Raw genomic sequence first — 25,670 nt, 5'->3', positions numbered from 1 at the left:
TCGCCGGGGCACCTGTCACGCCTGTACCCGGCCGAGTGGCACCCACCCCGTGCCCGGTGGTCGAAACAGGTGAGCCGCACTGGCCTACCGGCAACCCCGGGGGCCGGAACGACGGAGGAGCACACGTGACCGTGGACAGCAGTGCCGCGCGCAAGCCGCGACGCAGCGCCGCAGGCAAGGCCGGCACCACCGGCAGCAAGACCACCCGCACCACCCGCGCCGCCGCGAAGAAGAGCACCGAACCGGAGCTCGTACAGCTGCTGACGCCCGAGGGCAAGCGGGTCAAGAACGCCGAGTACGACGCCTACGTCGCCGGCATCACCCCCGAAGACCTGCGCGGCCTGTACCGCGACATGGTGCTCACCCGCCGCTTCGACGCGGAGGCCACCGCCCTGCAGCGCCAGGGCGAGCTGGGCCTGTGGGCCTCCCTGCTGGGACAGGAGGCCGCCCAGATCGGCTCCGGCCGGGCCCTGCGCCACGACGACTACGTCTTCCCGACGTACCGCGAGCACGGCGTCGCCTGGTGCCGCGACGTCGACCCGACCAACCTGCTCGGCATGTTCCGGGGTGTGAACAACGGCGGCTGGGACCCCAACAGCAACAACTTCCACCTGTACACGATCGTCATCGGCTCCCAGACGCTGCACGCCACCGGCTACGCGATGGGCGTGGCCAAGGACGGCGCGGACTCGGCGGTCATCGCCTACTTCGGCGACGGTGCCTCCAGCCAGGGCGACGTCGCCGAATCGTTCACCTTCTCCGCGGTCTACAACGCCCCCGTGGTGTTCTTCTGCCAGAACAACCAGTGGGCGATCTCCGAGCCCACCGAGAAGCAGACCCGCGTACCGCTGTACCAGCGCGCCCAGGGCTTCGGCTTCCCCGGCGTCCGCGTCGACGGCAACGACGTGCTGGCCTGCCTCGCGGTCACCAAGTGGGCGCTGGAGCGCGCCCGCAACGGCGAGGGCCCCACCCTGGTCGAGGCGTACACCTACCGCATGGGCGCCCACACCACCTCCGACGACCCCACCCGCTACCGGGGCGACGAGGAGCGGCTGGCCTGGGAGGCGAAGGACCCGATCCTGCGCCTTCGCCGGTACCTGGAGGCTTCAAACCACACGGACGACGGATTCTTCGCGGAACTCGAGGCCGAGTCCGAGGCGTTGGGCAAACGAGTGCGCGAAGCGGTCCGTGCCATGCCCGACCCGGACCACTTCGCCATCTTCGAGAACGTGTACGCGGACGGGCACGCGCTCGTCGACGAGGAACGAGCGCAGTTCGCCGCCTACCAGGCGTCGTTCGCGGACGCAGCTGAAGGGGGTCGCTGACATGGCCGAGAAGATGGCGATGGCGAAGGCCATCAACGAGTCGCTCCGCCGTGCCCTGGAGGAGGACCCCAAGGTCCTCGTCATGGGTGAGGACGTCGGCAAGCTCGGCGGCGTGTTCCGCGTGACGGACGGCCTGCAGAAGGACTTCGGCGAGAGCCGGGTCATCGACACCCCGCTCGCGGAGTCCGGCATCGTCGGCACCGCGATCGGTCTCGCGCTGCGCGGCTACCGCCCGGTGGTGGAGATCCAGTTCGACGGCTTCGTCTTCCCGGCCTACGACCAGATCGTCACCCAGCTCGCGAAGATGCACGCCCGCTCGCTGGGCAAGGTCAAGATGCCGGTCGTCGTCCGCATCCCCTACGGCGGCGGCATCGGCGCGGTCGAGCACCACTCGGAGTCCCCCGAGGCCCTGTTCGCGCACGTGGCCGGCCTGAAGATCGTGTCGCCGTCGAACGCCTCCGACGCTTACTGGATGATGCAGCAGGCCATCCAGAGCGACGACCCGGTGATCTACTTCGAGCCGAAGCGACGCTACTGGGACAAGGCCGAGGTGGACCTCGAGGCGATCCCCGCCCCGCTGCACAAGGCCCAGGTCGTCCGCGAGGGCACCGACCTCACCCTGGCGGCGTACGGCCCGATGGTGAAGCTGTGCCAGGAGGTCGCGGCGGCCGCGGCCGAGGAGGGCAAGTCCCTGGAGGTCCTGGACCTGCGCTCGGTGTCGCCGCTGGACTTCGACGCCATCCAGGCCTCGGTGGAGAAGACCCGCCGCCTGGTCGTGGTCCACGAGGCACCGGTGTTCTTCGGCTCCGGCGGGGAGATCGCCGCCCGGATCACCGAGCGCTGCTTCTACCACCTGGAGGCACCGGTCCTGCGGGTGGGCGGATACCACGCCCCCTATCCGCCGGCCCGCCTGGAGGAGGAGTACCTGCCGGACCTGGACCGCGTGCTCGACGCCGTCGACCGCTCGCTGGCGTACTGAGGAGAGGGTCGTGACGACGATGACGGAAGCGTCCGTGCGCGAGTTCAAGATGCCGGACGTCGGCGAGGGACTCACCGAGGCCGAGATCCTCAAGTGGTACGTCCAGCCGGGTGACACGGTCACCGACGGCCAGGTGGTGTGCGAGGTCGAGACCGCCAAGGCGGCCGTCGAACTGCCCATCCCCTACGACGGTGTGGTCCGCGAACTCCACTTCCCCGAGGGCACCACGGTCGACGTGGGCACGTCCATCATCGCGGTGGAGGTGGCCGGCGCGGCACCCGCGGAGGCCCCGGTCGAGCAGCCGCAGGCAGCTGCCGAGGAGCCCGGCGCCGAGCCGGAGGCCAAGCCGCAGGGCCGCCAGCCGGTCCTGGTCGGCTACGGCGTGTCGACGTCCTCCACCAAGCGCCGTCCCCGCAAGGGCCCCGAGGTCACGGTTCCGGCGCCGGCCCAGGCGATCCAGAGCGAGCTGAACGGCCACGGCCACGGCGCCGTCGCCGAGAAGCCCCGCCCGCTGGCCAAGCCGCCGGTGCGCAAGCTGGCCAAGGACCTCGGCGTCGACCTCGCCACGATCACCCCGTCCGGCCCGGACGGCATCATCACCCGCGACGACGTTCACGCGGCGGCCACGCCGAAGCCGGCGGAGCCGACGCCGACCCCGGTCGCCGCGGCCCCGGTGACGCCGGCACCGGCCGCGTCCTACGACGGCATGCGCGAGACCCGCATCCCGGTCAAGGGCGTCCGCAAGGCCACGGCGGCGGCGATGGTCGGCTCGGCGTTCACGGCGCCGCATGTCACGGAGTTCGTGACGATCGACGTGACCCGCACGATGAAGCTGGTCGAGGAGCTGAAGCAGGACAAGGAGATGCAGGGCCTGCGGGTCAACCCGCTGCTCCTGATCGCCAAGGCCCTGCTGGTCGCCATCAAGCGCAACCCGGAGATCAACGCGTCCTGGGACGAGGCCAACCAGGAGATCGTGCAGAAGCACTACGTCAACCTGGGCATCGCGGCGGCCACCCCGCGCGGCCTGATCGTGCCGAACATCAAGGACGCGCACGACAAGACGCTCCCGCAGCTGGCCGCCGCGCTGGGCGACCTGGTCTCGACGGCCCGCGAGGGCAAGACGTCCCCGGCCGCCATGCAGGGCGGCACGGTGACCATCACCAACGTCGGCGTCTTCGGCGTCGACACCGGCACGCCGATCCTCAACCCCGGCGAGTCGGCGATCCTGGCCGTCGGCGCGATCAAGCTCCAGCCCTGGGTCCACAAGGGCAAGGTCAAGCCGCGTCAGGTGACGACCCTGGCGTTGAGCTTCGACCACCGCCTGGTGGACGGCGAGCTGGGCTCGAAGGTGCTGGCGGACGTGGCGGCGATTCTGGAGGAGCCGAAGAGGCTGATCACCTGGGCGTGACGGTACCGGGCGGGTAGCCTCGAAGCGTTGAGGGGACGGCCGCAACTTCGATTTGCGGCCGCCCCCTCTTCTGCGAGGCCGGGCTGTCTTCTTCGAGATGGTCTGTCAGCCCTGGTTCAGCACGTACACCGGCGCCCCGTCCTCGGCTCCGCCCCGGGAGCGGATGCAGGCGTGTTTCCGCAGCAGCCGCAGACATTCGTTGACGCGGTGCACCGAGAGTCCCGTACGGGCCGCGATCGATTCGAGCGGCTCGCGCAGCTCGCCCTTCTCCACGAGAACCGGGGCGATGACGACGGCCACGGTCCATACGTCGGCCGTGACGGAGAGGCGCTGCCGCCAGTCGGCCAGTACGGAGGCCGTGGTGGGCAGCGTTTTGACCTGCTCACCAGGTGTCCGAGGGGCCGGTACCAGGGCGTCGAGCCGGTCCGCGATCCGCTCCATCGCCCGGACCATGGCCTGCTGCACGGCGAGGGTGGCCCTCTGCGTGGCCGGCATCTCGCGCTGTAAAGTCAGGTTTTCCTTCTGCAGAGCGAGGTTCTCCCTCTGCAGAACCAGCGTTTCCTCCTGCAGCTCGATGGATTTGCGCTGTCCGTTCGCCAGTTCCTCGTCCAGCTGAAGGTTGTGCGCCTCGAGCCGGACGATGGCCTCGGCGACCTGCTCGGGCATGGCGTACGCGATCGGAGCGCCCGGCTCGAGGGGCTGCACCTCGGCCTCTTCCAGGGTGTAGGAGCCCTCCCGCTGGACGGTCTCGATCACTTCGGCGGCCCACTGTTTGAAGGGGGCGCAGGCAGGTTTGGTGCAGGCGTTGACGAGGAGGATGAGACCTTGGAGAGAGATGACATTCAGGTCTCGGCGCCACTCCCTGCCTGCGGGAATGCTGAGACCGTAAGCTCCAGTTACGGTCTCGAGAATCTCTCGATGCCCTTCAGGCACATGGTCGGCGAGCGCTTGCCTCGAATTTGTGTGCCCCAGTTCCTTGCACACATCCACCGCCGGAAACCAGTGACTCCCGTCCGGCATGGTCAGCCTCCGCACACGGGCTCCGGTCGCCGCGTACACGAAGTCGCTGACGTCGATCGCCTCGTGCCGTTCGGACGAGTCGGGTCGCTTGCTGGGTTCGCTCATGTGAACCACCTCCGCTGCGGAACGTAGAGCGGAGGAATTCGAATATGCCAGCTGCAAGGATGATGTTCACGATTGAGGGTGAAGTTGACGGAAAACTCCGGACACTGGAACTGGACGTCAGTCCTCGCCGACCTGGATGAGCACGGCGAACCGCCGGCCGCCGGTGCCGGCGACGAGGCCGTCGAAGGTGCAGGCGGAGACTCCCGTCCAGCAGCCGTCCAGCTCTGGATCCTGGTTGGACCACCAGCGGGCGTCGGGCCCGAGGAGCGTCACCACGCGACGGGGTGATGGCGTCCGCTTCGGACCGTCCCATGAAGCCGGCCCTCGACCACACAAGGCATTCGGCGGCCAGTCGGCCCATGAGCGGCTCCGCTCTTTCCGCGGTGAAGGGCTCCAGAGCCTCCTCGACCTGCTGAGCGGAGGCCGCTGGGACAACTCAGCGCGAGGACCGGGCACTTCAGCTCTTCAGCTGCTTCGGCAGACGGACCATGGCCCTCGGCGAACTCCCGTAGGAGGTCGCTGATCTTCTTCGCGGTGTCGAACAGAACGGTCATGACGGGGTGGGTGGCCGTCGGGCTGGAGGCACTGTCGTGCCCCCACTCGTAATTGCCCGTGTGCTTGCCCCAGGCCGTCGTGCCCCACAAGGAGCTGCAGAACTCGCGCATGGCGTCGTACCACTCGCTGTTTGTCTGCTGGGTGATGCCGCTGACCAGGGAGGTGAGGTTGCCCTCGGTCGTACCGAGGGACATCGTCATGTCCGCCCAGTCCTGAGAGAGCGAGTTGAGGTAGTGCTGTTGGGGAAAGGGATAGACCTCGGCGACCTTGCCCCAGCGGAAGGCGTCCTCCAGCAGAGGCCGCAGGACGTGCCATACGACATCCGGTATGTGCTCCAGCAGGGAGCGGATGAAGTCGTCGCCGCCGTCGTCGTCCCCCACTTCAGGTTCGGTACCGAGCCGTAGTGTGGGGGGTTGGTGATGACCGCCGGCGGTTGCTGTACCCGGGGCCGGGTTCTGCCGGAGGGGTCGTTGGCCGCCTCGGCCTTGGAGTAGTTGTTGGCGGTCGTGGCGAACCCGACGGCGGCGCCGCCGATACTGGCCACGCTGCTGGCCCACACCTCCAGGTAGCGGTTGCCGATCGCGACATAAGCCGTGGCAAAGCCCTGGGCCGCGGTGCCGTAGCCACCCGCGTCCGGGTACTTGTGCAGCTGCGTCAGAAGATTTCGAGCTGCCTTGTCGAACTGGGTCTGCTCCCCGGCGAAGCCGCCTGCGACCCGGTGCAGGTCGGACGGCTTGACGTCGATGGTCCCGCTCTGCGATGGGGTCGGCGTCGCCATCAGGCTGCGCCCCAGCCACGCAGTACCACACGGTGTGCCGCCGCGTAGTTGGCGTGGCCCGTCGTGACGCACGCATGCAGCCACTTCTGGGCCGCCTGCAGGTCCTGCGCACAGCGGTCCCACTCGTCCAGCTTCTCCACGAAGGTCTCGCGGGCTTCGCCCTTCCAGGACAGCACGACCGGTTCCACGCGGTCGTACAGATCGCCCAGCTGCCGTTGAGTTGCTTGAGGATGTCCTCCAGTTCGACGGCGAGTTTCGGGCTCTTTCGCGGGGAGGGGCCCGGACAGCCCCTGAGGGCGTGGTCAGACGGCTGTGCTGCCGACCTGTCCGGAGCCCGGAGCCGCGTCCGTCACGGAGCAGGCGAGGGCGTCAACTCCGCCCACACCGTCTTCCCCACGGCCAGTCTCTCAACGGCCCAACGCTCGGCGAGCGCCCTGATGATGAGGAGACCCCGGCCGAACTGCTCGTCCTCCGCGGCTACACGACACTCCGGCAGGCGTTCGCCCCTCGGGTCCGTGACGGCGATGCGGAGCGTGGTGCCGCGCAGGGAGGTCTCCATGCGGAAGTGCCGGTCCCTGAGGCAGCCGTGCAGTAAGGCGTTCGTGCACAACTCGCCGGTGAGCGGGGCGGCGTCCGCCGCGAGGGCGGGGAGTCCCCAGAAGACGGCGAGCCGGGCGACGTGGTGGCGGGCTCGGGGGACGTTTCTCGGGTACGGCGTGTAGGTGACGGCGTCGAAGCGGTCGTACTGCTTGGGGGCGGGGAACGGGCAGGCGTCGGACATGCGGGGACCTCCGGGTGCGGGGACGGGCCAGTGGGGTGGCTTCGCCGTACGGGCAGCACGGTGCGCTTCCGCCGACTGGTGGCGCTCAGTTGCGGCTTCGACACTGAAAGTAGCCATGTCGCGGTTTGCTGTGCAACCCGTCCCGGGGAAATCCGTCTCCGATTCTTGCGATGAGTGATCGGTTGCTTGCAGACTGGCACCGTGGTCGCAGACGAGTTCAAGCGTGGGAACCGCATGTCCACTGTGCTGGCACGGAAGTTGGGCGGGGAGTTGCTGCGACTGCGTGACGAGGCAGGCCTGACTCAACCGCAGGCAGCGGAAGCCCTGTCGGCGACCGGAACGAAGGTCGCCAAGATGGAGCGGGGATGGGTGCCGTTCCGGGATCCGGACATCCACGTCCTGTGTGACCTGTACGGCGTGACCGACCCGAAGGTCGTGGAACGGCTCCTGAGTCTCGCCCGCACGGACCGGGAGCGCCGTAAGGCAAAGGGCTGGTGGAACCAGTACCCCGAACTCCGGTCACTCGTCGAGTACGTGGCGCTCGAGGACATCGCCACCGGCATCAGGACGTGGCAAGGCGCCTTCGTGCCAGGGCTCTTGCAGACGCCGGACTACGCCAGGGCACTAGCTGTGGGGAACGCCGACTGGGACGACCCCGACGAGATCGAGAGGTTTGTCGAGGCCAAGGTCGCCCGGCAGGACCGGCTCGCGGACGGTGAGCCGCTCACTCTGTGGGCGGTGGTGGGGGAAGGCGCGCTACGGCAACTCGTGGGCGGACGTGAGGTCATGCGCGCGCAGCTGGCGCACCTGGTGGACGCAACCCGGCTGCCCAACGTGAAGCTGCAGGTGGTGCCGTTCATCGCGGGCTCTCACCCAGGGATGACCAGCGCCTTCAGCATCGTGTCCTTCGCCGAATCCGGCGCGATGGACGTGGTCTATATGGACACGGCCTCGTCTACGCTGTGGCTGGAGAGCGAGGAGGACGCCGACCGCCACAACGCCAGGTTCGAGCGGATCGCTCGGTGTGGGCTCGCTCTTCGCGATTCCACTGCCCTGATCGAACGTATCCGCAAGGAGCTGTGAGCCGTGCCGCCCTTCGAGTTCACCAAGTCCAGTCACAGCAGCGGTAATGGTGAGTGCGTCGAAGTCGCCCGCAACATCCCCCACACCGTCGCCGTCCGCGACTCCAAGAACCCCCTTGGCCCGATACTCACCCTGAGCCCCGCCGCATGGGCCCGCTTCGCAGGTCACCTTGCTCGCAGCCGGTGATCTCAACTGCCGTAGATCTACAGAATGGTAACGGGGGAGAAGACCGCCGCCCGGCATGCGAAACCCAAAGCGGAGGCGGTGGCGGGCTGGGCCTCGGCGCGGGGCTGTGCCGGGGTGGTGGGGCACAGCACGGCGGGGACGGCCCTGACGACCGTCGCCGCATCGCTGGCACTTGGTCTCGTCTGTCTGGTGGTGGGCAAAGCGCTGAAGATCGGCGAGCTTCGGCGGGTTCCCGGATTCCGCCGGCATCGGGCGCCTGCCTCTCCCTGACCGCCCGCCCTGACGTCGTATCAGGGGCGGGTCGGGGTGGTGTCGGGGACGTCACCGATGGTGGTGGAGTGGCTGCGGCGGCACGCTGGTCACATGACGAAATCCGTGGCTGCTCGCCCCAGTTCCTCTTCCGTCCGCCGTGTCGCCGCCGTCGCCGGCGTCGCCGCTCTCGCCGGTACGGCGGCGGTGTGCGCGCCGGGTGTCGCCTACTCCGCGCCACGCGCCGCCGCGGCGACCGCGACCGATTTCGGTGACTGTCCACCCCTGCCCGACGGCGTCGACCCGGCCCGATGGAGATGCGAAGTGCACACCGCGGCCCCGCGGTTGATCATCGGCAAGGTCACGGTGAGCCTGGCCCCGATCACCATGACGCACGCCGAAGGCCCGATGCCGGACGGCGGCAACGGCCAGGTGTGGGGTGCGATGCACAGCACTCCCACCGCCATACCGGGTGGACTGACCGGCACACCCGCGGGCGACCGCGCGGCCGTCCTGGGGCTGGCGATACAGCCGGAGTACGGCGGCCGGTCCGACTTCTACACCGGGCAGTTCAGCCTCCGCTTCCGGCTCCTCGGCCCGCTGGTGCCGCACGGCTGCACGATCGGCGCGGGCGAACCCGTCGACTTCCGGCTGAAGCGCTCCGGCCCTTCCAAGTGGGTCTCCCAGGACCCTCCGGTGATCGAGTTCTCGGCGTACGACGACACCTTCACCGCCCCGGCCGCCGAACACTGCGGACCCCTCACCGGAGCCCTCAACCGACGTCTCGGCCTGCCGGCGGCCGAAGGCAACCTGCTGTCGTACGACGCCTCGTACACCTTCAAGACCTACGACCAGCTCCCTGTCAGAGACGACGACAGGGAGCAGAACGGAGGGAACCTTTCGCACTGACGCCGACTCCTGACCCGGCGACGCGGGCCCGACGGGGGACCGCACCGGCCCGAGAGGGGTCAGGCATGGCACCGCACACCGACCGTCCAGAACGTCCGCTGCCGAAGGACGGGCGTGCCGAGCACCGCATGCTGGACGTGCGCTCCACCCGGCTGCATCTGGCCGAGTACGGCGGCTCCGGCACCCCGCTGCTGATGCTGCACGGCTTCCCGCAGCACTGGTACGCCTGGCACAAGGTCGCCGGGCAGCTGTCCGACGGGTACCGGCTGCTCTGCCCGGACCTGCGCGGCTTCGGCTGGTCGCAGATCACGCGCCGCGGCTACGACATGGACAGCCTGGCCGAGGACGCCCTCGCACTGCTCGATGCGCTCGGGCTGGCGCGGGTCGGACTGGTCGGGCACGACTGGGGAGCGCATCTCGGGTTCCGGCTGTGCCTGAGGGCGCCGGAGCGGTTCACCGGCTATCTCGCGCTCAACATGACCCACCCCTGGCCCCGGCACCGTGCGGTCCTCCCCAACCTGTGGCGACTGTGGTTCACCGCGTTCGTCGAGTACCCGGTGCTCGGGCGGGCCGTGTTGCGGCACTGGCCCGGCTTCACCCGCTTCCTGCTGCGCCACCAGGTCGCCGATCCGGCGGCCGTGTGGACGCCGGCGGAGATCGCCGAGTACGCCGCCGCCACCTCGCGGAGCGCCCCCGCCGTGCAGTCCCTGTTCTGGCAGTACGTCCTGCACGACATCCCCGCGCTGGTACGGGGCACCGCGCGGCGGCAGCGGCTGACCGTGCCGACGCTGCTGCTCGGCGGGGAGCGGGACAACGTGGTCGTGCCGTCGATGCTGGCGGGCGCCGAGCCGTACGCCGACGAGCTGCGCGTGCGGCTGGTGCCGGGGGCCGGGCACTGTCTGCCGCAGGAGCGGCCGGAGGAGGTGGCGGAGGCGATCCGCGAACTGTTCACCCCCTTGGCAGAGGAGGTCTAGCGCAGCTCCGCCCGCCCGGCGACCCGGTCGACGAACGCCCGTCCGCGCCGTTCGCCGAGCAGGCGGCCGTAGAGCCGCTGGGCGGGGCGCAGGGCGGTGGGGCGGGTCGCGCCGAGGACGGCGAAGCGGGTGCCGCCGGCCTCGGGGGCGGCCGCCATGCCGCCGACGATCAGCCGGGACTGCATCAGGCACCAGCCGGGAGAGAGCCGTACCTCGAAGGACTCCCTCAGGCCCGAACGGCCCACCGCCAGCGCGCGTTTGCGCTCCGCGTCGCCGGGCGGCACGCGGAACTCGCGCAGGAACGGGACCAGATGGGGCAGTTCCGCCTCCAGGTCGGCGGCCACCGCCCACACCCGGTCGTACGGCAGCGCCAGATGCTCCTCGGCGTACAGACCGGCGTGCAGCCCCGCGGCCAGCACGCGCAGCCGCAGCACCGGATCGGAGGAACTCATCGTGACCACGCCTTCCGAAAGGAGGAACGGGCCCGGCTCAGCCGGGACTTGACGGTGCCCTGCGGTACGCCGAGCAGGGCGGCGACGGTGGCCTCGTCCAGGCCCTCCAGCTCGCGCAGGACCAGCACCGCCCGGTGCCGGACCGGGAGCCGGGCCAGTACGTCGCGCACGTCGGCCGGCACCTCGCCGTCGGCGTCCGCGCGCAGTCCGCCGAGGCGGGCCAGGTCGGCGGGGTCGGCCGGGTCCTCGGCGGAGGTGCGGCGGGCGACCCGGACCGCCTCGCGCACCGTGGCCGTACGCACCCAGCCGTAGAAGGCCTGCGGGTCGCGGAGTGTGCGCAGGCCCTTGAAGACGGCCAGCAGCGACTCCTGTACGGCGTCGGCCACGTCGTGCGGGGCGATCGGACGGCAGAGCCGGGTCACGTACGGGGTGACCAGCGTGAGCAGTTCGTCCATGGCCAGGGCGTGCCCGCCCTGTGCGGCCCGGACCAGTGCGGCGGCCGTGTCCCAGGGTGCCGCCCGGCCGTCGTCCTCCCCCTGGACGCACTGGGGGTTCTGGATGTCCATGGCCGGCTCAGGCCCGCCGCCGCAGCGCGTTCAGCAGGGCCGCGCCGCGCTCGGCGTCGTCCACGCTCACGGCGAAGTCCGTACGGCGGCCCTGGGGCCGTATGACCAGACAGTCGCCGGCGCGGAGCATCACCGTCGTGCCGAGCCCGCTGAGGCGGTAGCCCCAGCCGCCGACCTGGGAGGGCTGCCGGCGCTCGGCGCGGGCGGACTCGATGGCGGTCGGCGACCAGCGGCGGGCGGGCCAGCCGAGCGGTCCGAACGACACCTCCAGGCCCGCTTCCGACACCTTCGCCTGGACCGAGGAGAAGAGGGCTCCGGCGAGCGATGCGGTGGCGCAGCCGGCGCACAGCACGAGCAGGACGGTGGGGTCCGCCAGGCCGGCGACCAGTGCCGCCAGTGCGCCGACGGCGATCAGACCGGTCAGCGCGGCCACCAGCTGCAGCCAGGGGTTGGCCGCGCGGGAGAACCACACGAGCTGCTCGCCCTCGGAAAGTTCCAGTGCCGGGGTCGGGGCGGATGGCGTGGTGGAGGTGGTGCGGATGGTCAGCCACCAGGCCACCACGCCGGCGACCGCAGCCAGGGCCACGGGAAGCACGACCCCGGGGACCGAGTCGCGGGCCTCGTGCCAGTCGGTGCGGTCGAGGTTGGCGCGGACGACGGAGGCCTGCGCGCCGATCAGCACCGCCGCCGTGGGCGCCAGCGCGATCGCCCGCCAGGGGCGTGCGGCCGGCCAGGACGGGCGCCATCGCACGCTCAGCGCGAGGGCGATCAGCAGCCAGACGCCGGCCGGGAACAGGGAGGTCTCCCACAGCGGCATCGAGCCGTCGGGGGCGGCACCCCCGCTCCAGTGGGTCGCCAGCCGGTCGGGCAGCCGGCCGCGCGCGGCCCAGGGCAGAGCCGCGAGCAGCGCCGCGACGGCCACCGTGGACCCCGCGAGCCCCCAGCGCGCGGTGCGGCTCCGTGCGCCTGCCAGGTCGCGGTCGGTCCCGTTCCGGGCGCGGTCGTTCCCGGTCTGGTGCCGGTCGTCGCCGTCCCGGTCGTCCCCGTCGGTCATGTCGTCATCCCCCGGATCATCTCGATGAGGTCGGTGCGGCTGTAGCCGAGCCGGGATGCCTCCGCGACCAGCTCACGCACCCTGATGTCCAGTCCGGACCGCCGGGCCGCCCCCTCGGCGACGGTGATCCCGCGGCCGCGGCGGAACTCCAGCAGACCCTCGTCCCGCAGTTCGCGCAGGCCGCGCAGGACGGTGTTGACGTTGATGTCCAGGGCCGTGGAGAGATCGCGGGCGGAGGGCAGCCGGTCGCCGGCGCGGCACTCGCCCTCGGCGATGGCCCGCCGGATCGCCGCCGCGACCTGCTCGTGCAGGGGGCGGGTGTCGGTCTTGTCCAGACGGATCAGCATGGTGCCAATGAAACTAGCACCATCAGCTTCATTGCGCACCCGGGCAGCAGAACGGGCCCGCCGCTGGCGCGCGACGGGCCCGTCGGTGTCCGGTGGGACGTCAGCCGAGCTTGGCGAAGCCGTAGTCGAGCAGCTTCTTCGCGTCCGCCTCACGCTGGGGGATGGAGGTGGAGGCGAGGACGGTGCCGATGACGGTCTTGTTGTTGCGGGTGGCGGCGAAGACCAGGCAGTAGCCGGCCTCCGGGCCGGAGCCGGTCTTCACACCGATCGTGCCGCTGTAGCTGCTGAGCAGACCGTTGGTGTTGGTCCACGGGGCCATCGTGCGGATGCTGCCCGTCTTGGTGAGGGTCTTCGCGGTGTACGACCTCGTCTTGACGACCGTGCGGAACGTCGAGTTCTTCATCGCACTGCTGGCGATCAGCGTCAGGTCGTGCGGCGACGAGTAGTTGTTTCCGTTGCCGATGCCGTCGAAGGAGTCGAAGTGGGTGTGCAGCAGCTTCAGACTCTTCGCGGCGGCGTTCATCTTGCCGATGAAGTTGCTGACGCGGGCGGCGCGGGTGGAGCCGGAGCCGTAGGTGTCGGCGAGCGCGTAGGCGGCGTCGCAGCCGGACGGCAGCATCAGGCCGTACAGCAGCTGGCGGACGGTGACCTTGTCGCCGACGATCAGGTGCGCCTGGGAGGCGTTGTTCTTGACGACGTAGTCGCTGTACGCCTTCTGGATCACCACCTGCTTGTCGAGGTTGAGGTTCGACTGCGCGAGCACGACCTTGGCGGTCATGATCTTGGTGGTGGAGCCGGTGGAGAGCGGCGTGTCCATCTTCTTGTTGAACAGCGTCGAGTTGTTCGCGCCGTTCATCAGGTAGCCGCCCTTGGCCACGATCGAGGGCGTCGTGACGGCCTGAGCGGGCGCAGCGGTGAGGGCACCGGTCGCGAGCAGCGCGCCGGAGGTGACGGCAACGGCGGCGGCTCTGCGGAGACGCGAGGTACGGGTGCCCTTAATGCCGGTAATCAAAGTGATATACCCCGATTGTGTTGAATGCCCCTGAAGTGCGGCCGAGTTGAGGTGGCAGAGCAGAGGGCCGCACGTGTGAGACACGTAAGTAGCACAGAAGGTTGTGCGGTCGCTGCGGGGTTCCCTGGTTACAGATCCGTCACGTCCGGATGCTGGACGACGCCGCCTCATGCGTACGTGTTGTATCTATTCTGTGGGCATGAAGACGGCCGTACAGCAGCCCGCCCGTCGGGACCCCAAGCCGGCGCCCGCCGCCGACCGTGTGTACGCCCATGTCAAGCAGGGCGTCCTCGACCGCCGCTACGAGGGCGGCACCCTGCTCACCGAGGGCGAGCTGGCCGAGGCCGTCGGGGTCTCCCGCACGCCGGTGCGGGAGGCGCTGCTGCGGCTGGAGGCCGAGGGCCTGATCCGGCTCTACCCGAAGAAGGGCGCGATGGTCCTGCCGGTCTCCGCGCAGGAGATCGCGGACGTGGTGGAGACCCGCCAGCTCGTCGAGGAGCACGCCGCACGCAAGGCCGTACCCGCCCCGCCGGGCCTGCTGCAGCGGCTGACGGAGCTGCTGGAGCTGCAGAAGACGCAGGCCGCCGCCGGTGACCTGGCCGCGGCCGCGGTGACCGACCGCAGCTTCCATGCCGAGATCGTGCGCAGCGGCGGCAACGAGATCCTGTCCCGGCTCTACGACCAGCTGCGCGACCGGCAGCTGCGGATGGGCGTCGCCGTCATGCACTCCCACCCCGACCGGATCGCCAAGACGCTCGCCGAGCACGAGGAGATCCTGAACGCGCTGCGCGCCGGGGATGCGGAGGCGGCCGTCGCCGCCGTCCACCGGCATGTCAGCTGGTTCGAGCACCTCGCCCGAGGTGAGGCCCGATGAGCGCTCCGGCGCGCAACGTCACCCTCCCGGGTGATCCTCCGGGCGGCCGACGCGCCGTCGCCGTGTGGTCCATAGGCGTCGCCGTCTACTTCGTCGCCGTCATCTTCCGTACCTCACTGGGCGTGGCGGGACTGGACGCGGCGAACCGCTTCCATGTGAACGCCTCCGCCCTGTCGACGTTCTCCATCCTCCAGCTGCTGGTCTACGCCGGCATGCAGATACCCGTCGGCCTGCTGGTCGACCGGCTCGGCACCAAGAAGGTGCTGAGCATCGGCGCCGTGCTGTTCACGGCCGGGCAGCTGGGCTTCGCCTTCTCCCCGTCCTACGGCACCGCCCTCGCCTCCCGCGCCCTGCTGGGCTGCGGTGACGCGATGACCTTCATCAGCGTGCTGCGGCTCGGCACACGCTGGTTCCCGGCCCGGCGCGGACCGCTGGTCGCGCAGCTCGCGGGGCTGGTCGGCATGGCGGGCAACCTGGTCTCCACCCTGCTGCTCGCCCGGCTGCTGCACGGCGTCGGCTGGACCCCGGCGTTCGCCGGGAGCGCGCTCGCGGGTGTCGTCGTCCTGGTGCTGACGCTGCTGTTCCTGAAGGACCACCCCGAGGGGCACGAGCCCGAGCCGGCGCCGCACCAGGGCGCGGCCTACGTCCGCCGGCAGATCGCGGCGGCCTGGCGGGAGCCCGGCACGCGCCTCGGGCTGTGGGTGCACTTCACCACCCAGTTCCCGGCGATGGTGTTCCTGCTGCTGTGGGGCCTGCCGTTCCTGGTGCAGGCGCAGGGGCTCAGCCGGGCCACGGCCGGTGAACTGCTCACCCTGGTCGTGCTGTCCAACATGGTGATCGGGCTCGTCTACGGCCAGATCGTCGCCCGGCACCACGCGGCGCGGCTGCCACTGGCGCTGGGCACGGTCGGCGCGACGGCACTGCTGTGGGCCGCGACGCTGGCCTGTCCCGGTGCGCATGCGCCGATGTGGCTGCTGGTGGTGCTGTGCACGGTGCTGGGGGCGTGCGGGCCGGCCTCGATGCTCGGGTTCGACTTCGCGCGGCCGGCCAACCCACCCGAGCGCCAGGGGACCGCGTCGGGCATCACCAACATGGGTGGGTTCGTCGCCTCGATGACGACGTTGTTCGCGGTGGGCGTGCTGCTGGACGCGACCGGGGACGACTACGACGTGGCCTTCAGCGCTGTGTTCGTGCTGCAGGCGCTCGGGGTGTCCCAGATCCTGCGGCTCCGGGGGCGGGCGGCCCGGCGTGAGCGGGAGCGGTTGGTCGCCAGCCGGGTGGAGACGGTGCACGTGCCGGCGGCCTAGCCGTTCTCGCCCCGCCCGCGCACCGCCCGTTCCCGGTCGGCCGGTGGACCGGACAACCTGCCCGGTGCTCGCCGTCGGCGGATTCCCGGCGCCGTGTCAGCTACGGCGTCACCGCGAAGTTGCGCAGGATCGCCGCCGTCAGATCCGGGTCACCCTCGGCCTTCACCCTGTCCGCCGCCGCCTCCGGTGTCATGCGGCCGCAGGCGAGGCGGACGTAGGTCTCCCAGTCCAGGGTGAGGGCCGCGGCGGGGCCGAGGGCCGGGGCGGTTTCCAGGGTGCCGCGGCCCTGGATGTCGATGCGGATGGTGCGCAGGAACTCCACCGGGCCGTGCACGTCGAAGACGATGGCCGAACTGCGCGGTGCGTCCGCGTCCTTCGCGACCACCTTGGGGAGTGCCTCCAGGAGGACGTCCCGGACCACGTACGCACCCGGCGAGTCCAGGTTGCCGGGGCGGCCGAGGGCCGTGCGCAGGTCCTGCTCGTGCACCCACACGTCGAAGGCGCGGGCGCGGTAGGCCTGTTCCAGCGTGATGTCCTTGCCCAGCGGGCCGCGGACCGTGGTGCCGGGGTCACGCGACTCGTTGCGCAGCTGGCGGTTGCGGCGGATGACCGTGTACTCCAGCTCGGCCGTCATCTCCGGCGCCGTGTGGTGGCGGCGGACGTCGACCTGCATCTCCATGTACCGCTGGTGCTCGGTGGTGACGTGGAAGAGGTCACGCGGGAGGGAGTGGATCGGGCGCGGGTCGCCGAGCAGCTCGCAGTCCATGCCGATGACGTGGGACACGATGTCCCGGACCGACCAGCCCGGGCAGGGGGTCCGCCGGTTCCACTCGCCCTCCGCGAGCGACTGGACCATCTCGGATATCGCTTCGATGGAGTGCGTCCAGGCGTCGGCGTAGGGCTGGAGGGTGGGATGCAGACTCACGGAACGGGACCCCTCGGCGGTCGGTACACGGGCAGGTTGTGGCGGCGTTGCCAGCGGGCGGCGGCGGCACTTCGGCGGGTGTCTGGGAGGCTAAGTTACGCTGCCTGCAGGCACCCCGGCAGTGCTTTCGTGTGACGATCGTAGGCCTGTGTGGGCTACTCGAATGCCAGGACGGTGGTAGTGTGCGCGCCTCGCTGATCCAGATCGCCGTGAACGAGGACGAATCGGTCGACACCCGGCGGCGGCGGGTGGCCGCCCTGGTCCGGGAACAGGCCGGTGCCGACCTGGTGGTCCTGCCGGAGCTGTGGACCACCGGCGCCTTCGCCTACGAGGAGTTCGGCCGCGAGGCCGAGCCGCTCGAAGGGCCGACGTACGAGACGATGGCCAAGGCCGCGAGCGACGCGGGCGTCTGGCTGCACGCGGGGTCGGTTCCGGAGCGGGCCGCGTCCGACAGCGGCTCCGCCGCGGGCGAGGGGACGCTCTACAACACCTCTCTCGTCTTCTCCCCCTCCGGTGAGCTGGCCGCCGCCTACCGCAAGATCCATCGCTTCGGCTTCGACAAGGGCGAGGCCGTACTGATGGGCGCCGGGCGGGACCTGGTGACGGTCCGGCTGCCCGGGACCACGCTCGGCGTGGCCACCTGCTACGACCTCCGTTTCCCCGAACTCTTCCGGTCACTGGTCGACGCCGGTGCCGAGACCCTGGTGATCCCGGCGGGCTGGCCCGAGCGGCGACGCGCGCACTGGACGCTGCTGGCTCAGGCGCGGGCGGTGGAGAACCAGGCGTTCGTGCTCGCGTGTGGAACGGCCGGGACCCATGCGGGAGTTCCCCAGGCGGGTCACTCGATCGTGGTCGATCCGTGGGGCGAGGTGCTTGCCGAGGCGGGTCCGGACGAGGAGGTCCTCACCGTCGACTTCGACCCGGCGAGGGTGACGGCCACCCGCGAGCAGTTCCCGGCGCTGAAGGACCGCGTCCTGGGCCTGGAGCCGCCCCGGCGCTAGCGGGCCTCGAGCGGCCTTTCACACCCCGTCAGTCCTCCTCGTCGGTCTTCCTCAGTCTTCCTCCCGCTCCTTCTGCGCCAGGTGGATCACGCACACCGCCACCGCGATCAGCAGCGCCGGGTCCGCGTCCTCGCGCACGATGTCGACACCGTAGGTGTCCCTCAGGGACAGGAAGCGGCGGGAGATCACGGCCAGGAGTTCGCCGTCGTACTCGATGGCGAACTCGTGGTCGAGGATCCTGCCGCTGACGTCCAGCACGGTGCCGTCGACCAGGGACACCCGGTAGTGGTGGCGCAGCAGGGACAGCCGTTTGCGCCTGATGGTGGCCAGGCCCTCGCCGTCCCGCTCGATCACCATGGTGTCGCGCAGCGCGAACATCTTCTGGTGGATGTCGATCAGCACGCGCCCGTGGGCGTCCTTCAGCTGGAAGGTGTCCCGCAGCCGCATGGCCTTGCCGTCGACGAGGAAGACCTTCCGGCCGTGCTCGTCCTCGATCCAGTAGTCGTCGCCGATGCCGAGCAGCCGGTCGTGCACGAGGAGTCTCATGCGGGTACCGTTCCCCGTCGCGCGCTGGTCATCACGGTGCGGCCCGTCCGAAGGCGCCTGCGCCTGCTGGTTGTGTTCATCAGGACCTTCCGGACCGGGCCGCCTGCCGGTGGCGCCCGTCAGGACCCGCCGGCCCGAACCGCCTCCGGTACGCCGACGGGCTGAGCCCCGTCTCCCGGCGCAGCCGGGCCCGCAGGTTGGCCGCCGTACCCAGGCCGCTGCGGGCCGCGACGACGTCCAGGCGCTCCTCACCCCGTTCGATCAGCCGGCACGCCAGCGCCACCCGCTCCCCGGTGAGCCAGGCCAGCGGGGTCGTACCCAGCTGGGCGCGGAAGCGGCGGTGCAGGGTGGCGGGGCTGACGGCGGCGCGGGAGGCGAGGTCCGCCACGGTCAGCGGCTCGCCCAGCCGCTCCTGCGCCCAGGCCAGCAGCGGGCCGAGCGATTCGTCGGGCACGTCGGGCACGGGCCGCTCCACGAACTGCCGCTGGCCGCCGTCGCGGTGGGCGGCGAAGACCAGGCGCCGGGAGACGGCGTTGGCGAGTTCCGCGCCGTGGTCGCGGCGCCACAGGTGCAGCCCGAGGTCGAGTGCGGCCGCGCTGCCGGCGGCGGTGAGGATGCCGCCCTCGTCCACGAAGAGGACGTCGGGCTCCAGCAGCACCTGGGGATGCAGGTCCCGGAAGGTGTCCGCCCACATCCAGTGCGTGGTGGCCCGGCGGCCGTCGAGCAGCCCGGCCTCGGCGAGGGCGAAGCTGCCGGTGCAGAAGCTGACGATGCGCGCCCCGCGCGCGTGCGTGCGCCGGATGGCGTCCAGGACGTCGGCGCCGCGCGGTACGACGTTGTCGGGGCGCCCGGGCACGACGAGGGTGTCGGCCTCCTCCACCGCCTCCAGGCCGGGTACGCCGGTCAGGGTGAAGAACCCGTGGTTCATCCGGATCCCCGGGGTGGGCGTGCACAGCGTCACCGTGTACAGCGGCCCCTGACCGCCCAGTTCGGGCCTGGGCAGTCCGAACAGTTCGGTCGCGACGCCGACCTCGAAGGGGTTGGTGCCCGCGTCCACGATCACGACGACCCGGTGCGGAGGCACGGCCTGGTCCGGCGGCTGAGAGGATCCTTGCGGCATATGCAATTCCTAGCACTCGTGCGCCGAGCGGGCCGGCCCGAGGATGACGGCATGAGCAGCGAACCGATCTCCCTGGACAAGGCTCTGGCCTCCTTCACCGAGTGCTGGAGCCCGCGCATCGTCGCCACCGTCAACGACTACGACGTCCGGATCGCCAAGTTCGAGGGCCGGCACGTCTGGCATGTGCACGAGGACACCGACGAGTTCTTCCTGGTGCTCGACGGCGAGGTCCACCTGGGCCTGCGCGAGCCGGCGGGCGAGCGCACCGTCGTCCTGACCAAGGGCTCGGTGTTCACCGTGCCGCGCGGCACCTTTCACAAGCCGTCCGCGCCCCGCCGGGCCGAAGTCCTCCTCTTCGAGCCCACCGGCACCCTCTCGGTCGGCGACCGGCACGAGGAGGTTCCCGGCCACGTGGACGTGACCACGGGCCACGCCCTGCCCTGACCGGGGGTCTCGACCCGGCGGGCGCGTGTGTCAGACGCCGTAGCCGTCGGTGTAGCCGTCGTCGCGGTAGTGGTGGTGATGGTGCGGTTCCTCCTCCACCACCGGCGTCGGCGGCATCACGACGCGCCGGCGTCGTGCGATTCCGCTGAACGTCGCGACGCCGATCAGGCCCACGGCCATCAGGATCACGCCGACGACGTCGAGGTTGACGCCGCGCATGTGCCAGTCGGTCGCGAATGTGAGGATGGCCCCCACGGCGATGAGGATGATGCATCCTCCGAGCCCCATGAGAAGTCGCCTCCCCTTTCGGTTCCGGAATCTCCGGTGCCGTCCGGGTACCCGGCGAGGTTCCGGCTAGCCCCCGACTAGCCCTCCAGAAAAGCCGTCAGGGCGTTCGCCAGCAGGAACGGGTCGTCGGCGCCGCACAGTTCACGCACGCTGTGCATGGAGAGGATCGCCACGCCGATGTCCACGGTCCGGATGCCGTGCCGGGCCGCGGTGATCGGGCCGATGGTGGTGCCGCACGGCATGGAGTTGTTGGAGACGAACGACTGGAAGGGGACGTCCGCCCTCTCGCAGGCGGCGGCGAACACCGCGCGGCCCGAACCGTCCGTGGCGTAGCGGTTGTTGACGTTGACCTTGAGGATCGGGCCGCCGTTGACCCGGGGGTGGTGTGTCGGGTCGTGCCGCTCGGCGTAGTTGGGGTGGACGGCGTGGCCCGTGTCGGAGGACAGGCAGACCGTGCCGGCGAAGGCCCGGGCCCGGTCCTCGTACGAGCCGCCGCGCGCGAAGACCGAGCGCTCCAGCACGCTGCCGAGCAGCGGGCCGTCCGCGCCGGTGTCCGACTGGGAGCCGTTCTCCTCGTGGTCGAAGGCGGCCAGCACGGGGATGCGGGTGAGCGGGGCGCCGGAGGTCGCGACGGCGGCCAGGGCGGCGGCGCCCGCGTGCACCGACAGCAGGTTGTCCATGCGCGGACCGGCGACCAGGTCCCGGTCGCGGCCGAGGTAGGCCGGGGCCTCCACCGGGTGTGTCATCAGGTCCCAGCCGGTGACCGAGCCGGCCGCGAGTCCCGCCTCCTGCTCCAGGAAGGCGATCAGATCGCCGTCGCCCACATCGTCGCCGAGGCCCCAGACCGGCTGCAGATGACGCTGCTTGTCGAGCTTGAGTCCCTCGGTGCTGACCGAACGGTCCAGGTGGATGGCGAGTTGGGGCACGCGCAGCAGCGGCCGGTCCACGTTGACCAGGACCGAGGAGCCGTCGCGCAGGCTCAGCCGGCCGGCCAGGCCCAGGTCGCGGTCCAGCCAGGAGTTCATCAGCGGGCCGCCGTAGATCTCGACGGCGACCTGGCGCCAGCCGTGCGCGCCGCTGTCCGGCCGTGGCTTGATCCGCAGGTTCGGGGAGTCGGTGTGCGCGCCGACGATGTGGAACGGCGTGTGCGCCTCGGCGCCCCCGGGGACGTACCAGGCGATGATCGCGCCGCCGCGCAGTACGTACTTGCCACCGCTCGAGGAGTCCCAGGCGTCCGTCTCGGCGACCTGCCTGAAGCCGGCCTTCTCCAGCCGCTCGGCGGTGTTCGCCACGGCGTGGTACGGCGACGGGCTCGCCGCCAGGAAGGACATCAGGTCGTCGGTGTGGCCGCGGTCGAAGCGGGCTGGTGCGCTCATGGGTTCACCTTAACGACGTGCACGGGCCCGCTCCCGGAAAGGGAGCGGGCCCGCACAGGGAATCCGCAGGAATCCGCGAGTACCTTCTAGAACGCGGCCTCGTCCAGCTCCATCAGGTCCAGCTCGACGCCGGAGGCGACCTTGCGGGCGAGGGTGACGCCCGGCAGGACGTTCGCCGCGAAGAACTTCGCCGCGGCGATCTTGCCGGTGTAGAACGCCTGGTCCTTCGCGGAGGCCGTGGCCAGCTTCTCGGCGGCGATCGCGGCGCCCTTCAGCAGCAGGTAGCCGACGACGACGTCACCGGAGGCCATGAGCAGGCGGGTGGTGTTCAGGCCCACCTTGTAGATGTTCTTGGTGTCCTGCTCGGTGGCGGCGAGGTCGGTCAGCATCAGGCCGACGATCGCCTCCAGCTCCACGGCCGCCTTGGCCAGGTGCTCGCGGGCGCCGGCCAGCTCCTCGCCGCCGGTGCCGAGCGCCAGGAACTTCTTGATGTCCTCGGCGAGGGAGTTCAGCGCGGCGCCCTGGTTGCGGACGATCTTCCGGAAGAAGAAGTCCTGGCCCTGGATCGCCGTGGTGCCCTCGTACAGGGTGTCGATCTTGGAGTCCCGGATGTACTGCTCGATCGGGTACTCCTGCAGGAAGCCGGAGCCGCCGAAGGTCTGCAGCGACTGGGCGAGCTGCTCGTAGCCCTTCTCGGAGCCGTAGCCCTTGACGATCGGCAGCAGCAGGTCGTTCAGCGCGTGCTCGGCGGAGGCGTCCTCGCCGGCCGCCTCCTTGACCTGGATCGCGTCCTGGACGGAGGCGGTGTACAGCACCAGGGCGCGCATGCCCTCCGCGTACGCCTTCTGCGTGATCAGCGAGCGGCGCACGTCCGGGTGGTGGGTGATGGTGACCTTGGGCGCGGACTTGTCCATGAAGTTGGCCAGGTCCGGGCCCTGGACGCGCTCCTTGGCGTACTCCAGGGCGTTCAGGTAGCCGGTGGACAGCGTGGAGATCGCCTTCGTGCCGACCATCATGCGGGCGAACTCGATGATGCGGAACATCTGGCGGATGCCGTCGTGCTTGTCGCCGATGAGCCAGCCCTTGGCGGGGTGCCGGTCACCGAAGGTCATCTCGCAGGTGTTGGAGGCCTTCAGGCCCATCTTGTGCTCGACGTTGGTGGCGTAGACGCCGTTGCGCTCGCCCAGCTCGCCGGTCTCGAAGTCGAACTCGTACTTCGGGACGAGGAAGAGGGAGAGGCCCTTGGTGCCGGGGCCGGCACCCTCCGGCCGCGCGAGCACGTAGTGGAGGATGTTCTCGGACATGTCGTGCTCACCGGAGGTGATGAAGCGCTTCACGCCCTCGATGTGCCAGGAGCCGTCCTCCTGCTGGATCGCCCTGGTACGGCCGGCGCCCACGTCGGAGCCCGCGTCGGGCTCGGTGAGCACCATCGTGGAGCCCCACTGCTTCTCCACGGCGATCTTGGCGATGTGCTTCTGGACCTCGTTGCCCTCCTCGAAGAGGATGCCGGCGAACGCCGGGCCCGAGGAGTACATCCACACGGCCGGGTTGGCGCCCAGGATCAGCTCGGCGTAGGCCCAGATCAGGGAGCGCGGCGAGGTGGTGCCGCCGATCTCCTCGGGCAGGCCGAGCCGCCAGTACTCGGAGTCCATGAAGGCCTGGTAGCTCTTCTTGAAGGACGCCGGGACCGGCGCGGTGTTGGTCTCCGGGTCGAAGACCGGCGGGTTGCGGTCGGCGTCGGCGAAGGACTCGGCCAGCTCGTTCTCCGAGAGGCGGGTCAGCTCCTCCAGGACGCTCTTGGCGGTGTCGACGTCCATCTCCTCGAACGGGCCGGTGCCGTACACCTTGTCGCGCCCCAGTACTTCGAAGAGGTTGAACTCGATGTCGCGCAGATTCGACTTGTAGTGCCCCATGACGACGGCTCCGTAGAGGGATCGGCGAGGCACTGACTCCTCGCACCTAGTTCACGTACCAACAAGTAGCTACGATGATGCTACCCGCCGGTAATAAGAAGCAACCCCTGCCGGTGCAAGTGTGAGAAGGGTCTACTCCGGCGTGTCCTCCGCCCGCTCTCCATAAATACGTCCGGCACCCGCTCCGCCCCCGTCCCTCGGTAGTCTTGCGCCCATGTACGGATACGGCCAGCCCATGGACGGTGGCGCCGCCCAGCAGCAGTACGCCCCGCCGCAGCAGCAGATGCCGGGCGGTGTCGGCGGGTACGGCCAGCAGCCGCCGCTCTACCCGGAGCCGTCCCCGCCCTCGCTCGCGGACGCGGTGCGGGCCTTCACCACCGGGCAGATGTCCGCCGAGGACTTCCAGCAGATCTTCGCCACGTCGAAGGTGTACTGCCCGCGCGGCGACACCCCCGGCTTCCTCGCCCTGCACAACACCCAGCAGCCGGTGATCCCGATGTTCACCTCGCTCAAGGAGCTGCGCCGGTACGCGGGCAAGGAGTCCAAGTACTTCGTGATCACGGGCGCGGAGGTCATCGATCTGCTCCCGACCGGCTACGGCTTCGTCCTGGACATGGAGGGCGAGCACCGGATGGTCTTCGACGCGAAGGCGGTCGAGCAGATGGTCGACTTCGCGATGCGCCGTATGTACGGCTAGGTGCCGCCGCTGCGCGGACGGCGCCTGAGTCCCGCGCGCCTCGCACACCCCTGGGCCCGGAGGGAATTCCCTCCGGGCTCGTTCTGTTGGGGGTGGCAGAAAGTTCAACGCTCAACTAAAGTGAGCGCACAAGGAGGTCCGACCCATGCCTGCAGTGACCGTTGAGAACCCGTTGACGCTGCCCCGTGTGACCGCTCCCGCCGACGCCGTGGCGCGTCCGGTGCTGGCCGTCTCGACCGCTCCGAGCGGGTTCGAGGGCGAGGGCTTCCCGGTGCGCCGGGCGTTCGCCGGGATCAACTACCGCCATCTCGACCCGTTCATCATGATGGACCAGATGGGCGAGGTGGAGTACGCGCCGGGCGAGCCCAAGGGCACCCCGTGGCACCCGCACCGCGGCTTCGAGACCGTCACCTACATCATCGACGGCACCTTCGACCACCAGGACAGCCACGGCGGTGGCGGCACCATCACCAACGGCGACACCCAGTGGATGACGGCCGGCTCCGGCCTCCTGCACATCGAGGCGCCGCCGGAGTCGCTGGTCGTGTCCGGCGGTCTCTTCCACGGCCTGCAGCTGTGGGTGAACCTCCCGGCCAAGGACAAGATGATGGCCCCGCGGTACCAGGACATCCGGGGCGGCCAGGTCCAGCTGCTCACCACCCCCGACGGCGGCGCGCTGCTGCGCGTGATCGCCGGTGAGCTCGACGGCCACGAGGGTCCCGGCATCACGCACACCCCGATCACGATGATCCACGCGACCGTCGCCCCGGGCGCCGAGGTCACCCTGCCCTGGCGGGAGGACTTCAACGGCCTCGCCTACGTCCTCGCGGGCCGCGGCAGCGTCGGTGCCGAGCGCCGGCCGATCCACCTGGGCCAGACCGCCGTGTTCGGCGCCGGGTCCGCGCTGACCGTCCGGGCGGACGAGAAGCAGGACTCCCGCACCCCGGACCTGGAGGTCGTCGTGCTCGGCGGGCAGCCCATCCGGGAGCCCATGGCGCACTACGGTCCGTTCGTCATGAACACCAAGGAAGAGCTGATGCAGGCCTTCGAGGACTTCCAGAAGGGCCGACTGGGCACGATCCCCGCGGTGCACGGGATGTCCGCGGGCGGTATGTGACCTCTCCGGCCCATGAGAAGGGGGACAGGCCGTGGATCTGCGGATCCGACGGCCTGTCCCCTTTCACAAAGAGGTCACCCTCGCAAGCAGGTCACCAGCAGAGCGAGCTGATCGTATGGGTGTCGCAGACGTGGGACCCTCCCTCCCCGGCGGAAGCGGCGGGGGCCGCGAGAACCGTGAGGAGCGCGGCGGCGAAGAAGGCAGCAAAGTGTCGCATGGTGAGTGATCCTTCCTGGGTCCTCCGGCAAGACGTGTGTCTTGGGGGAATGCCCTCAGGCT

Annotated in this window: 29 protein-coding genes and 1 pseudogene; 13 read left to right on the top strand and 17 right to left on the bottom strand. The window is 70.3% G+C overall.

Annotated elements, in window-relative coordinates; all coding sequences use genetic code 11:
- The first annotated feature begins 125 nt into the window (after positions 1–125).
- Genes pdhA through ACWDEN_RS11890 form a run of 3 tightly spaced genes read left to right on the top strand, consistent with a single transcriptional unit; the run spans position 126 to position 3,712 of the window.
- Positions 126–1,325 (top strand): pyruvate dehydrogenase (acetyl-transferring) E1 component subunit alpha, encoded by a 1,200-nt coding sequence (pdhA, locus tag ACWDEN_RS11900; protein WP_351606742.1) that lies wholly within the window; start codon positions 126–128, stop codon positions 1,323–1,325.
- A 1-nt stretch (position 1,326) separates the two neighbouring features.
- Complete coding sequence (locus tag ACWDEN_RS11895; RefSeq protein WP_351803024.1) at positions 1,327–2,304, top strand: alpha-ketoacid dehydrogenase subunit beta; 978 nt, start codon at positions 1,327–1,329, stop codon at positions 2,302–2,304.
- A 10-nt stretch (positions 2,305–2,314) separates the two neighbouring features.
- Positions 2,315–3,712 (top strand): dihydrolipoamide acetyltransferase family protein, encoded by a 1,398-nt coding sequence (locus tag ACWDEN_RS11890; RefSeq protein ID WP_351606747.1) that lies wholly within the window; start codon positions 2,315–2,317, stop codon positions 3,710–3,712.
- A 105-nt stretch (positions 3,713–3,817) separates the two neighbouring features.
- On the opposite strand, the gene ACWDEN_RS11885 is transcribed toward ACWDEN_RS11890, so the two are convergent.
- The 5 genes and pseudogenes from ACWDEN_RS11885 to ACWDEN_RS11865 all read right to left on the bottom strand — a co-directional run bounded on the left by ACWDEN_RS11885 (position 3,818) and on the right by ACWDEN_RS11865 (position 6,951).
- Complete coding sequence (locus ACWDEN_RS11885; RefSeq protein ID WP_450858610.1) at positions 3,818–4,837, bottom strand: BRO-N domain-containing protein; 1,020 nt, start codon at positions 4,835–4,837, stop codon at positions 3,818–3,820.
- Between the two features lie 117 nt (positions 4,838–4,954).
- Entirely contained in the window at positions 4,955–5,110 is a 156-nt protein-coding gene (locus ACWDEN_RS11880) for a hypothetical protein (protein ID WP_450858608.1), read from the bottom strand.
- Positions 5,107–5,772 (bottom strand): hypothetical protein, encoded by a 666-nt coding sequence (locus ACWDEN_RS11875; protein ID WP_450858606.1) that lies wholly within the window; start codon positions 5,770–5,772, stop codon positions 5,107–5,109. The genes ACWDEN_RS11880 and ACWDEN_RS11875 overlap by 4 nt, the downstream gene beginning before the upstream one ends.
- Positions 5,773–6,169: 397 nt before the next feature.
- Positions 6,170–6,411: pseudogene (locus tag ACWDEN_RS11870) on the bottom strand (WXG100 family type VII secretion target).
- Between the two features lie 108 nt (positions 6,412–6,519).
- A complete protein-coding gene (locus ACWDEN_RS11865; RefSeq protein WP_351606757.1) occupies positions 6,520–6,951 on the bottom strand; it encodes an ATP-binding protein in 432 nt (143 codons plus the stop codon).
- A gap of 234 nt (positions 6,952–7,185) precedes the next feature.
- On the opposite strand from ACWDEN_RS11865, the gene ACWDEN_RS11860 reads away from it, so the two are divergent.
- The 4 genes from ACWDEN_RS11860 (at position 7,186) to ACWDEN_RS11845 (ending at position 10,352) form a co-directional block, all read left to right on the top strand.
- Positions 7,186–8,034 carry a helix-turn-helix domain-containing protein gene (locus ACWDEN_RS11860; protein ID WP_351606885.1) on the top strand — a complete coding sequence of 283 codons (849 nt, stop codon included), beginning with the start codon at positions 7,186–7,188 and terminating at the stop codon, positions 8,032–8,034.
- A 3-nt stretch (positions 8,035–8,037) separates the two neighbouring features.
- Positions 8,038–8,220 carry a DUF397 domain-containing protein gene (locus ACWDEN_RS11855; protein ID WP_351606760.1) on the top strand — a complete coding sequence of 61 codons (183 nt, stop codon included), beginning with the start codon at positions 8,038–8,040 and terminating at the stop codon, positions 8,218–8,220.
- Between the two features lie 363 nt (positions 8,221–8,583).
- Positions 8,584–9,378 (top strand): hypothetical protein, encoded by a 795-nt coding sequence (locus ACWDEN_RS11850; protein WP_351606763.1) that lies wholly within the window; start codon positions 8,584–8,586, stop codon positions 9,376–9,378.
- Positions 9,379–9,443: 65 nt separating this feature from the next.
- The gene (locus tag ACWDEN_RS11845; protein ID WP_351606765.1) at positions 9,444–10,352 is read left to right on the top strand and encodes an alpha/beta fold hydrolase; all 909 of its coding nucleotides are present in this window, start codon (positions 9,444–9,446) and stop codon (positions 10,350–10,352) included.
- Here ACWDEN_RS11845 and ACWDEN_RS11840 read toward each other — a convergent pair.
- The 5 genes from ACWDEN_RS11840 to ACWDEN_RS11820 all read right to left on the bottom strand — a co-directional run bounded on the left by ACWDEN_RS11840 (position 10,349) and on the right by ACWDEN_RS11820 (position 13,783).
- Positions 10,349–10,804, bottom strand: a complete 456-nt coding sequence (locus ACWDEN_RS11840) for a hypothetical protein (RefSeq protein WP_351606767.1) — start codon at positions 10,802–10,804, stop codon at positions 10,349–10,351. The two genes, ACWDEN_RS11845 and ACWDEN_RS11840, sit on opposite strands and share 4 nt — an antisense overlap.
- Entirely contained in the window at positions 10,801–11,370 is a 570-nt protein-coding gene (locus tag ACWDEN_RS11835; RefSeq protein ID WP_351606769.1) for an RNA polymerase sigma factor, read from the bottom strand. Before ACWDEN_RS11835 ends, ACWDEN_RS11840 begins: the two co-directional genes overlap by 4 nt.
- Before the next feature lie 7 nt (positions 11,371–11,377).
- Positions 11,378–12,424 (bottom strand): DUF1648 domain-containing protein, encoded by a 1,047-nt coding sequence (locus ACWDEN_RS11830; protein WP_351606771.1) that lies wholly within the window; start codon positions 12,422–12,424, stop codon positions 11,378–11,380.
- Complete coding sequence (locus tag ACWDEN_RS11825; protein ID WP_351606774.1) at positions 12,421–12,771, bottom strand: GntR family transcriptional regulator; 351 nt, start codon at positions 12,769–12,771, stop codon at positions 12,421–12,423. The genes ACWDEN_RS11830 and ACWDEN_RS11825 overlap by 4 nt, the downstream gene beginning before the upstream one ends.
- A gap of 100 nt (positions 12,772–12,871) precedes the next feature.
- Complete coding sequence (locus tag ACWDEN_RS11820; protein ID WP_450858601.1) at positions 12,872–13,783, bottom strand: D-alanyl-D-alanine carboxypeptidase family protein; 912 nt, start codon at positions 13,781–13,783, stop codon at positions 12,872–12,874.
- Between the two features lie 199 nt (positions 13,784–13,982).
- Here ACWDEN_RS11820 and ACWDEN_RS11815 point away from each other — a divergent pair, with 199 nt between their 5' ends.
- Entirely contained in the window at positions 13,983–14,657 is a 675-nt protein-coding gene (locus ACWDEN_RS11815; protein WP_450858599.1) for a GntR family transcriptional regulator, read from the top strand.
- The gene (locus ACWDEN_RS11810) at positions 14,654–15,964 is read left to right on the top strand and encodes an MFS transporter (RefSeq protein WP_450858597.1); all 1,311 of its coding nucleotides are present in this window, start codon (positions 14,654–14,656) and stop codon (positions 15,962–15,964) included. The genes ACWDEN_RS11815 and ACWDEN_RS11810 overlap by 4 nt, the downstream gene beginning before the upstream one ends.
- A gap of 100 nt (positions 15,965–16,064) precedes the next feature.
- On the opposite strand, the gene ACWDEN_RS11805 is transcribed toward ACWDEN_RS11810, so the two are convergent.
- Positions 16,065–16,889, bottom strand: coding sequence for a maleylpyruvate isomerase family mycothiol-dependent enzyme (locus tag ACWDEN_RS11805; RefSeq protein ID WP_450858595.1), 825 nt, complete (start codon positions 16,887–16,889; stop codon positions 16,065–16,067).
- A 182-nt stretch (positions 16,890–17,071) separates the two neighbouring features.
- Here ACWDEN_RS11805 and ACWDEN_RS11800 point away from each other — a divergent pair, with 182 nt between their 5' ends.
- Positions 17,072–17,890, top strand: a complete 819-nt coding sequence (locus ACWDEN_RS11800; RefSeq protein ID WP_351606784.1) for a carbon-nitrogen family hydrolase — start codon at positions 17,072–17,074, stop codon at positions 17,888–17,890.
- Between the two features lie 51 nt (positions 17,891–17,941).
- Here the strand turns inward: ACWDEN_RS11800 and ACWDEN_RS11795 are convergent, their stop codons facing one another.
- Together ACWDEN_RS11795 and ACWDEN_RS11790 are read right to left on the bottom strand one after the other, a co-directional pair.
- Positions 17,942–18,436, bottom strand: a complete 495-nt coding sequence (locus ACWDEN_RS11795; RefSeq protein WP_228621510.1) for an LURP-one-related/scramblase family protein — start codon at positions 18,434–18,436, stop codon at positions 17,942–17,944.
- Positions 18,437–18,515: 79 nt separating this feature from the next.
- Positions 18,516–19,556, bottom strand: a complete 1,041-nt coding sequence (locus tag ACWDEN_RS11790; RefSeq protein WP_450858592.1) for a GlxA family transcriptional regulator — start codon at positions 19,554–19,556, stop codon at positions 18,516–18,518.
- A 51-nt stretch (positions 19,557–19,607) separates the two neighbouring features.
- Between ACWDEN_RS11790 and ACWDEN_RS11785 the strand changes: the two genes are divergently transcribed.
- Positions 19,608–20,000, top strand: a complete 393-nt coding sequence (locus tag ACWDEN_RS11785) for a cupin domain-containing protein (RefSeq protein WP_351606790.1) — start codon at positions 19,608–19,610, stop codon at positions 19,998–20,000.
- A gap of 30 nt (positions 20,001–20,030) precedes the next feature.
- On the opposite strand, the gene ACWDEN_RS11780 is transcribed toward ACWDEN_RS11785, so the two are convergent.
- From ACWDEN_RS11780 to ACWDEN_RS11770, 3 genes are all read right to left on the bottom strand, one after another.
- Positions 20,031–20,288, bottom strand: a complete 258-nt coding sequence (locus ACWDEN_RS11780) for a hypothetical protein (RefSeq protein ID WP_351606793.1) — start codon at positions 20,286–20,288, stop codon at positions 20,031–20,033.
- A gap of 77 nt (positions 20,289–20,365) precedes the next feature.
- On the bottom strand, positions 20,366–21,664 hold the full coding sequence (locus ACWDEN_RS11775; protein WP_351606796.1) for a M18 family aminopeptidase: 1,299 nt from the start codon (positions 21,662–21,664) through the stop codon (positions 20,366–20,368).
- Positions 21,665–21,750: 86 nt separating this feature from the next.
- The gene (locus tag ACWDEN_RS11770; protein ID WP_351606886.1) at positions 21,751–23,577 is read right to left on the bottom strand and encodes an acyl-CoA dehydrogenase; all 1,827 of its coding nucleotides are present in this window, start codon (positions 23,575–23,577) and stop codon (positions 21,751–21,753) included.
- Positions 23,578–23,791: 214 nt separating this feature from the next.
- On the opposite strand from ACWDEN_RS11770, the gene ACWDEN_RS11765 reads away from it, so the two are divergent.
- Positions 23,792–24,274, top strand: coding sequence for an SseB family protein (locus tag ACWDEN_RS11765; RefSeq protein ID WP_100827275.1), 483 nt, complete (start codon positions 23,792–23,794; stop codon positions 24,272–24,274).
- A 145-nt stretch (positions 24,275–24,419) separates the two neighbouring features.
- Positions 24,420–25,391 carry a pirin family protein gene (locus ACWDEN_RS11760; protein ID WP_351606799.1) on the top strand — a complete coding sequence of 324 codons (972 nt, stop codon included), beginning with the start codon at positions 24,420–24,422 and terminating at the stop codon, positions 25,389–25,391.
- Positions 25,392–25,482: 91 nt separating this feature from the next.
- Here ACWDEN_RS11760 and ACWDEN_RS11755 read toward each other — a convergent pair whose 3' ends face one another.
- Positions 25,483–25,608 carry a hypothetical protein gene (locus ACWDEN_RS11755; RefSeq protein ID WP_351606802.1) on the bottom strand — a complete coding sequence of 42 codons (126 nt, stop codon included), beginning with the start codon at positions 25,606–25,608 and terminating at the stop codon, positions 25,483–25,485.
- Positions 25,609–25,670: the final 62 nt, after the last annotated feature.

Source organism: Streptomyces sp. NPDC001153, assembly GCF_053598315.1.
This window is presented reverse-complemented; position numbering and strand designations above follow the sequence as displayed.

Bases quoted from the DNA above. Each gene is read 5' to 3' on its own strand.
- ACWDEN_RS11795 (WP_228621510.1), bottom strand. From the start codon at position 18,436: ATGAGACTCCTCGTGCACGACCGGCTGCTCGGCATCGGCGACGACTAC.
- ACWDEN_RS11810 (WP_450858597.1), top strand. From the start codon at position 14,654: ATGAGCGCTCCGGCGCGCAACGTCACCCTCCCGGGTGATCCTCCGGGC.
- ACWDEN_RS11895 (WP_351803024.1), top strand. From the start codon at position 1,327: ATGGCCGAGAAGATGGCGATGGCGAAGGCCATCAACGAGTCGCTCCGC.
- ACWDEN_RS11775 (WP_351606796.1), bottom strand. From the start codon at position 21,664: ATGAGCGCACCAGCCCGCTTCGACCGCGGCCACACCGACGACCTGATG.
- ACWDEN_RS11835 (WP_351606769.1), bottom strand. From the start codon at position 11,370: ATGGACATCCAGAACCCCCAGTGCGTCCAGGGGGAGGACGACGGCCGG.
- ACWDEN_RS11850 (WP_351606763.1), top strand. From the start codon at position 8,584: ATGACGAAATCCGTGGCTGCTCGCCCCAGTTCCTCTTCCGTCCGCCGT.
- ACWDEN_RS11760 (WP_351606799.1), top strand. From the start codon at position 24,420: ATGCCTGCAGTGACCGTTGAGAACCCGTTGACGCTGCCCCGTGTGACC.
- ACWDEN_RS11785 (WP_351606790.1), top strand. From the start codon at position 19,608: ATGAGCAGCGAACCGATCTCCCTGGACAAGGCTCTGGCCTCCTTCACC.
- ACWDEN_RS11770 (WP_351606886.1), bottom strand. From the start codon at position 23,577: ATGGGGCACTACAAGTCGAATCTGCGCGACATCGAGTTCAACCTCTTC.
- ACWDEN_RS11790 (WP_450858592.1), bottom strand. From the start codon at position 19,556: ATGCCGCAAGGATCCTCTCAGCCGCCGGACCAGGCCGTGCCTCCGCAC.
- ACWDEN_RS11815 (WP_450858599.1), top strand. From the start codon at position 13,983: ATGAAGACGGCCGTACAGCAGCCCGCCCGTCGGGACCCCAAGCCGGCG.
- ACWDEN_RS11840 (WP_351606767.1), bottom strand. From the start codon at position 10,804: ATGAGTTCCTCCGATCCGGTGCTGCGGCTGCGCGTGCTGGCCGCGGGG.
- ACWDEN_RS11825 (WP_351606774.1), bottom strand. From the start codon at position 12,771: ATGCTGATCCGTCTGGACAAGACCGACACCCGCCCCCTGCACGAGCAG.
- ACWDEN_RS11830 (WP_351606771.1), bottom strand. From the start codon at position 12,424: ATGACCGACGGGGACGACCGGGACGGCGACGACCGGCACCAGACCGGG.
- ACWDEN_RS11885 (WP_450858610.1), bottom strand. From the start codon at position 4,837: ATGAGCGAACCCAGCAAGCGACCCGACTCGTCCGAACGGCACGAGGCG.
- ACWDEN_RS11765 (WP_100827275.1), top strand. From the start codon at position 23,792: ATGTACGGATACGGCCAGCCCATGGACGGTGGCGCCGCCCAGCAGCAG.
- ACWDEN_RS11845 (WP_351606765.1), top strand. From the start codon at position 9,444: ATGGCACCGCACACCGACCGTCCAGAACGTCCGCTGCCGAAGGACGGG.
- ACWDEN_RS11780 (WP_351606793.1), bottom strand. From the start codon at position 20,288: ATGGGGCTCGGAGGATGCATCATCCTCATCGCCGTGGGGGCCATCCTC.
- ACWDEN_RS11755 (WP_351606802.1), bottom strand. From the start codon at position 25,608: ATGCGACACTTTGCTGCCTTCTTCGCCGCCGCGCTCCTCACGGTTCTC.
- ACWDEN_RS11860 (WP_351606885.1), top strand. From the start codon at position 7,186: ATGTCCACTGTGCTGGCACGGAAGTTGGGCGGGGAGTTGCTGCGACTG.
- ACWDEN_RS11865 (WP_351606757.1), bottom strand. From the start codon at position 6,951: ATGTCCGACGCCTGCCCGTTCCCCGCCCCCAAGCAGTACGACCGCTTC.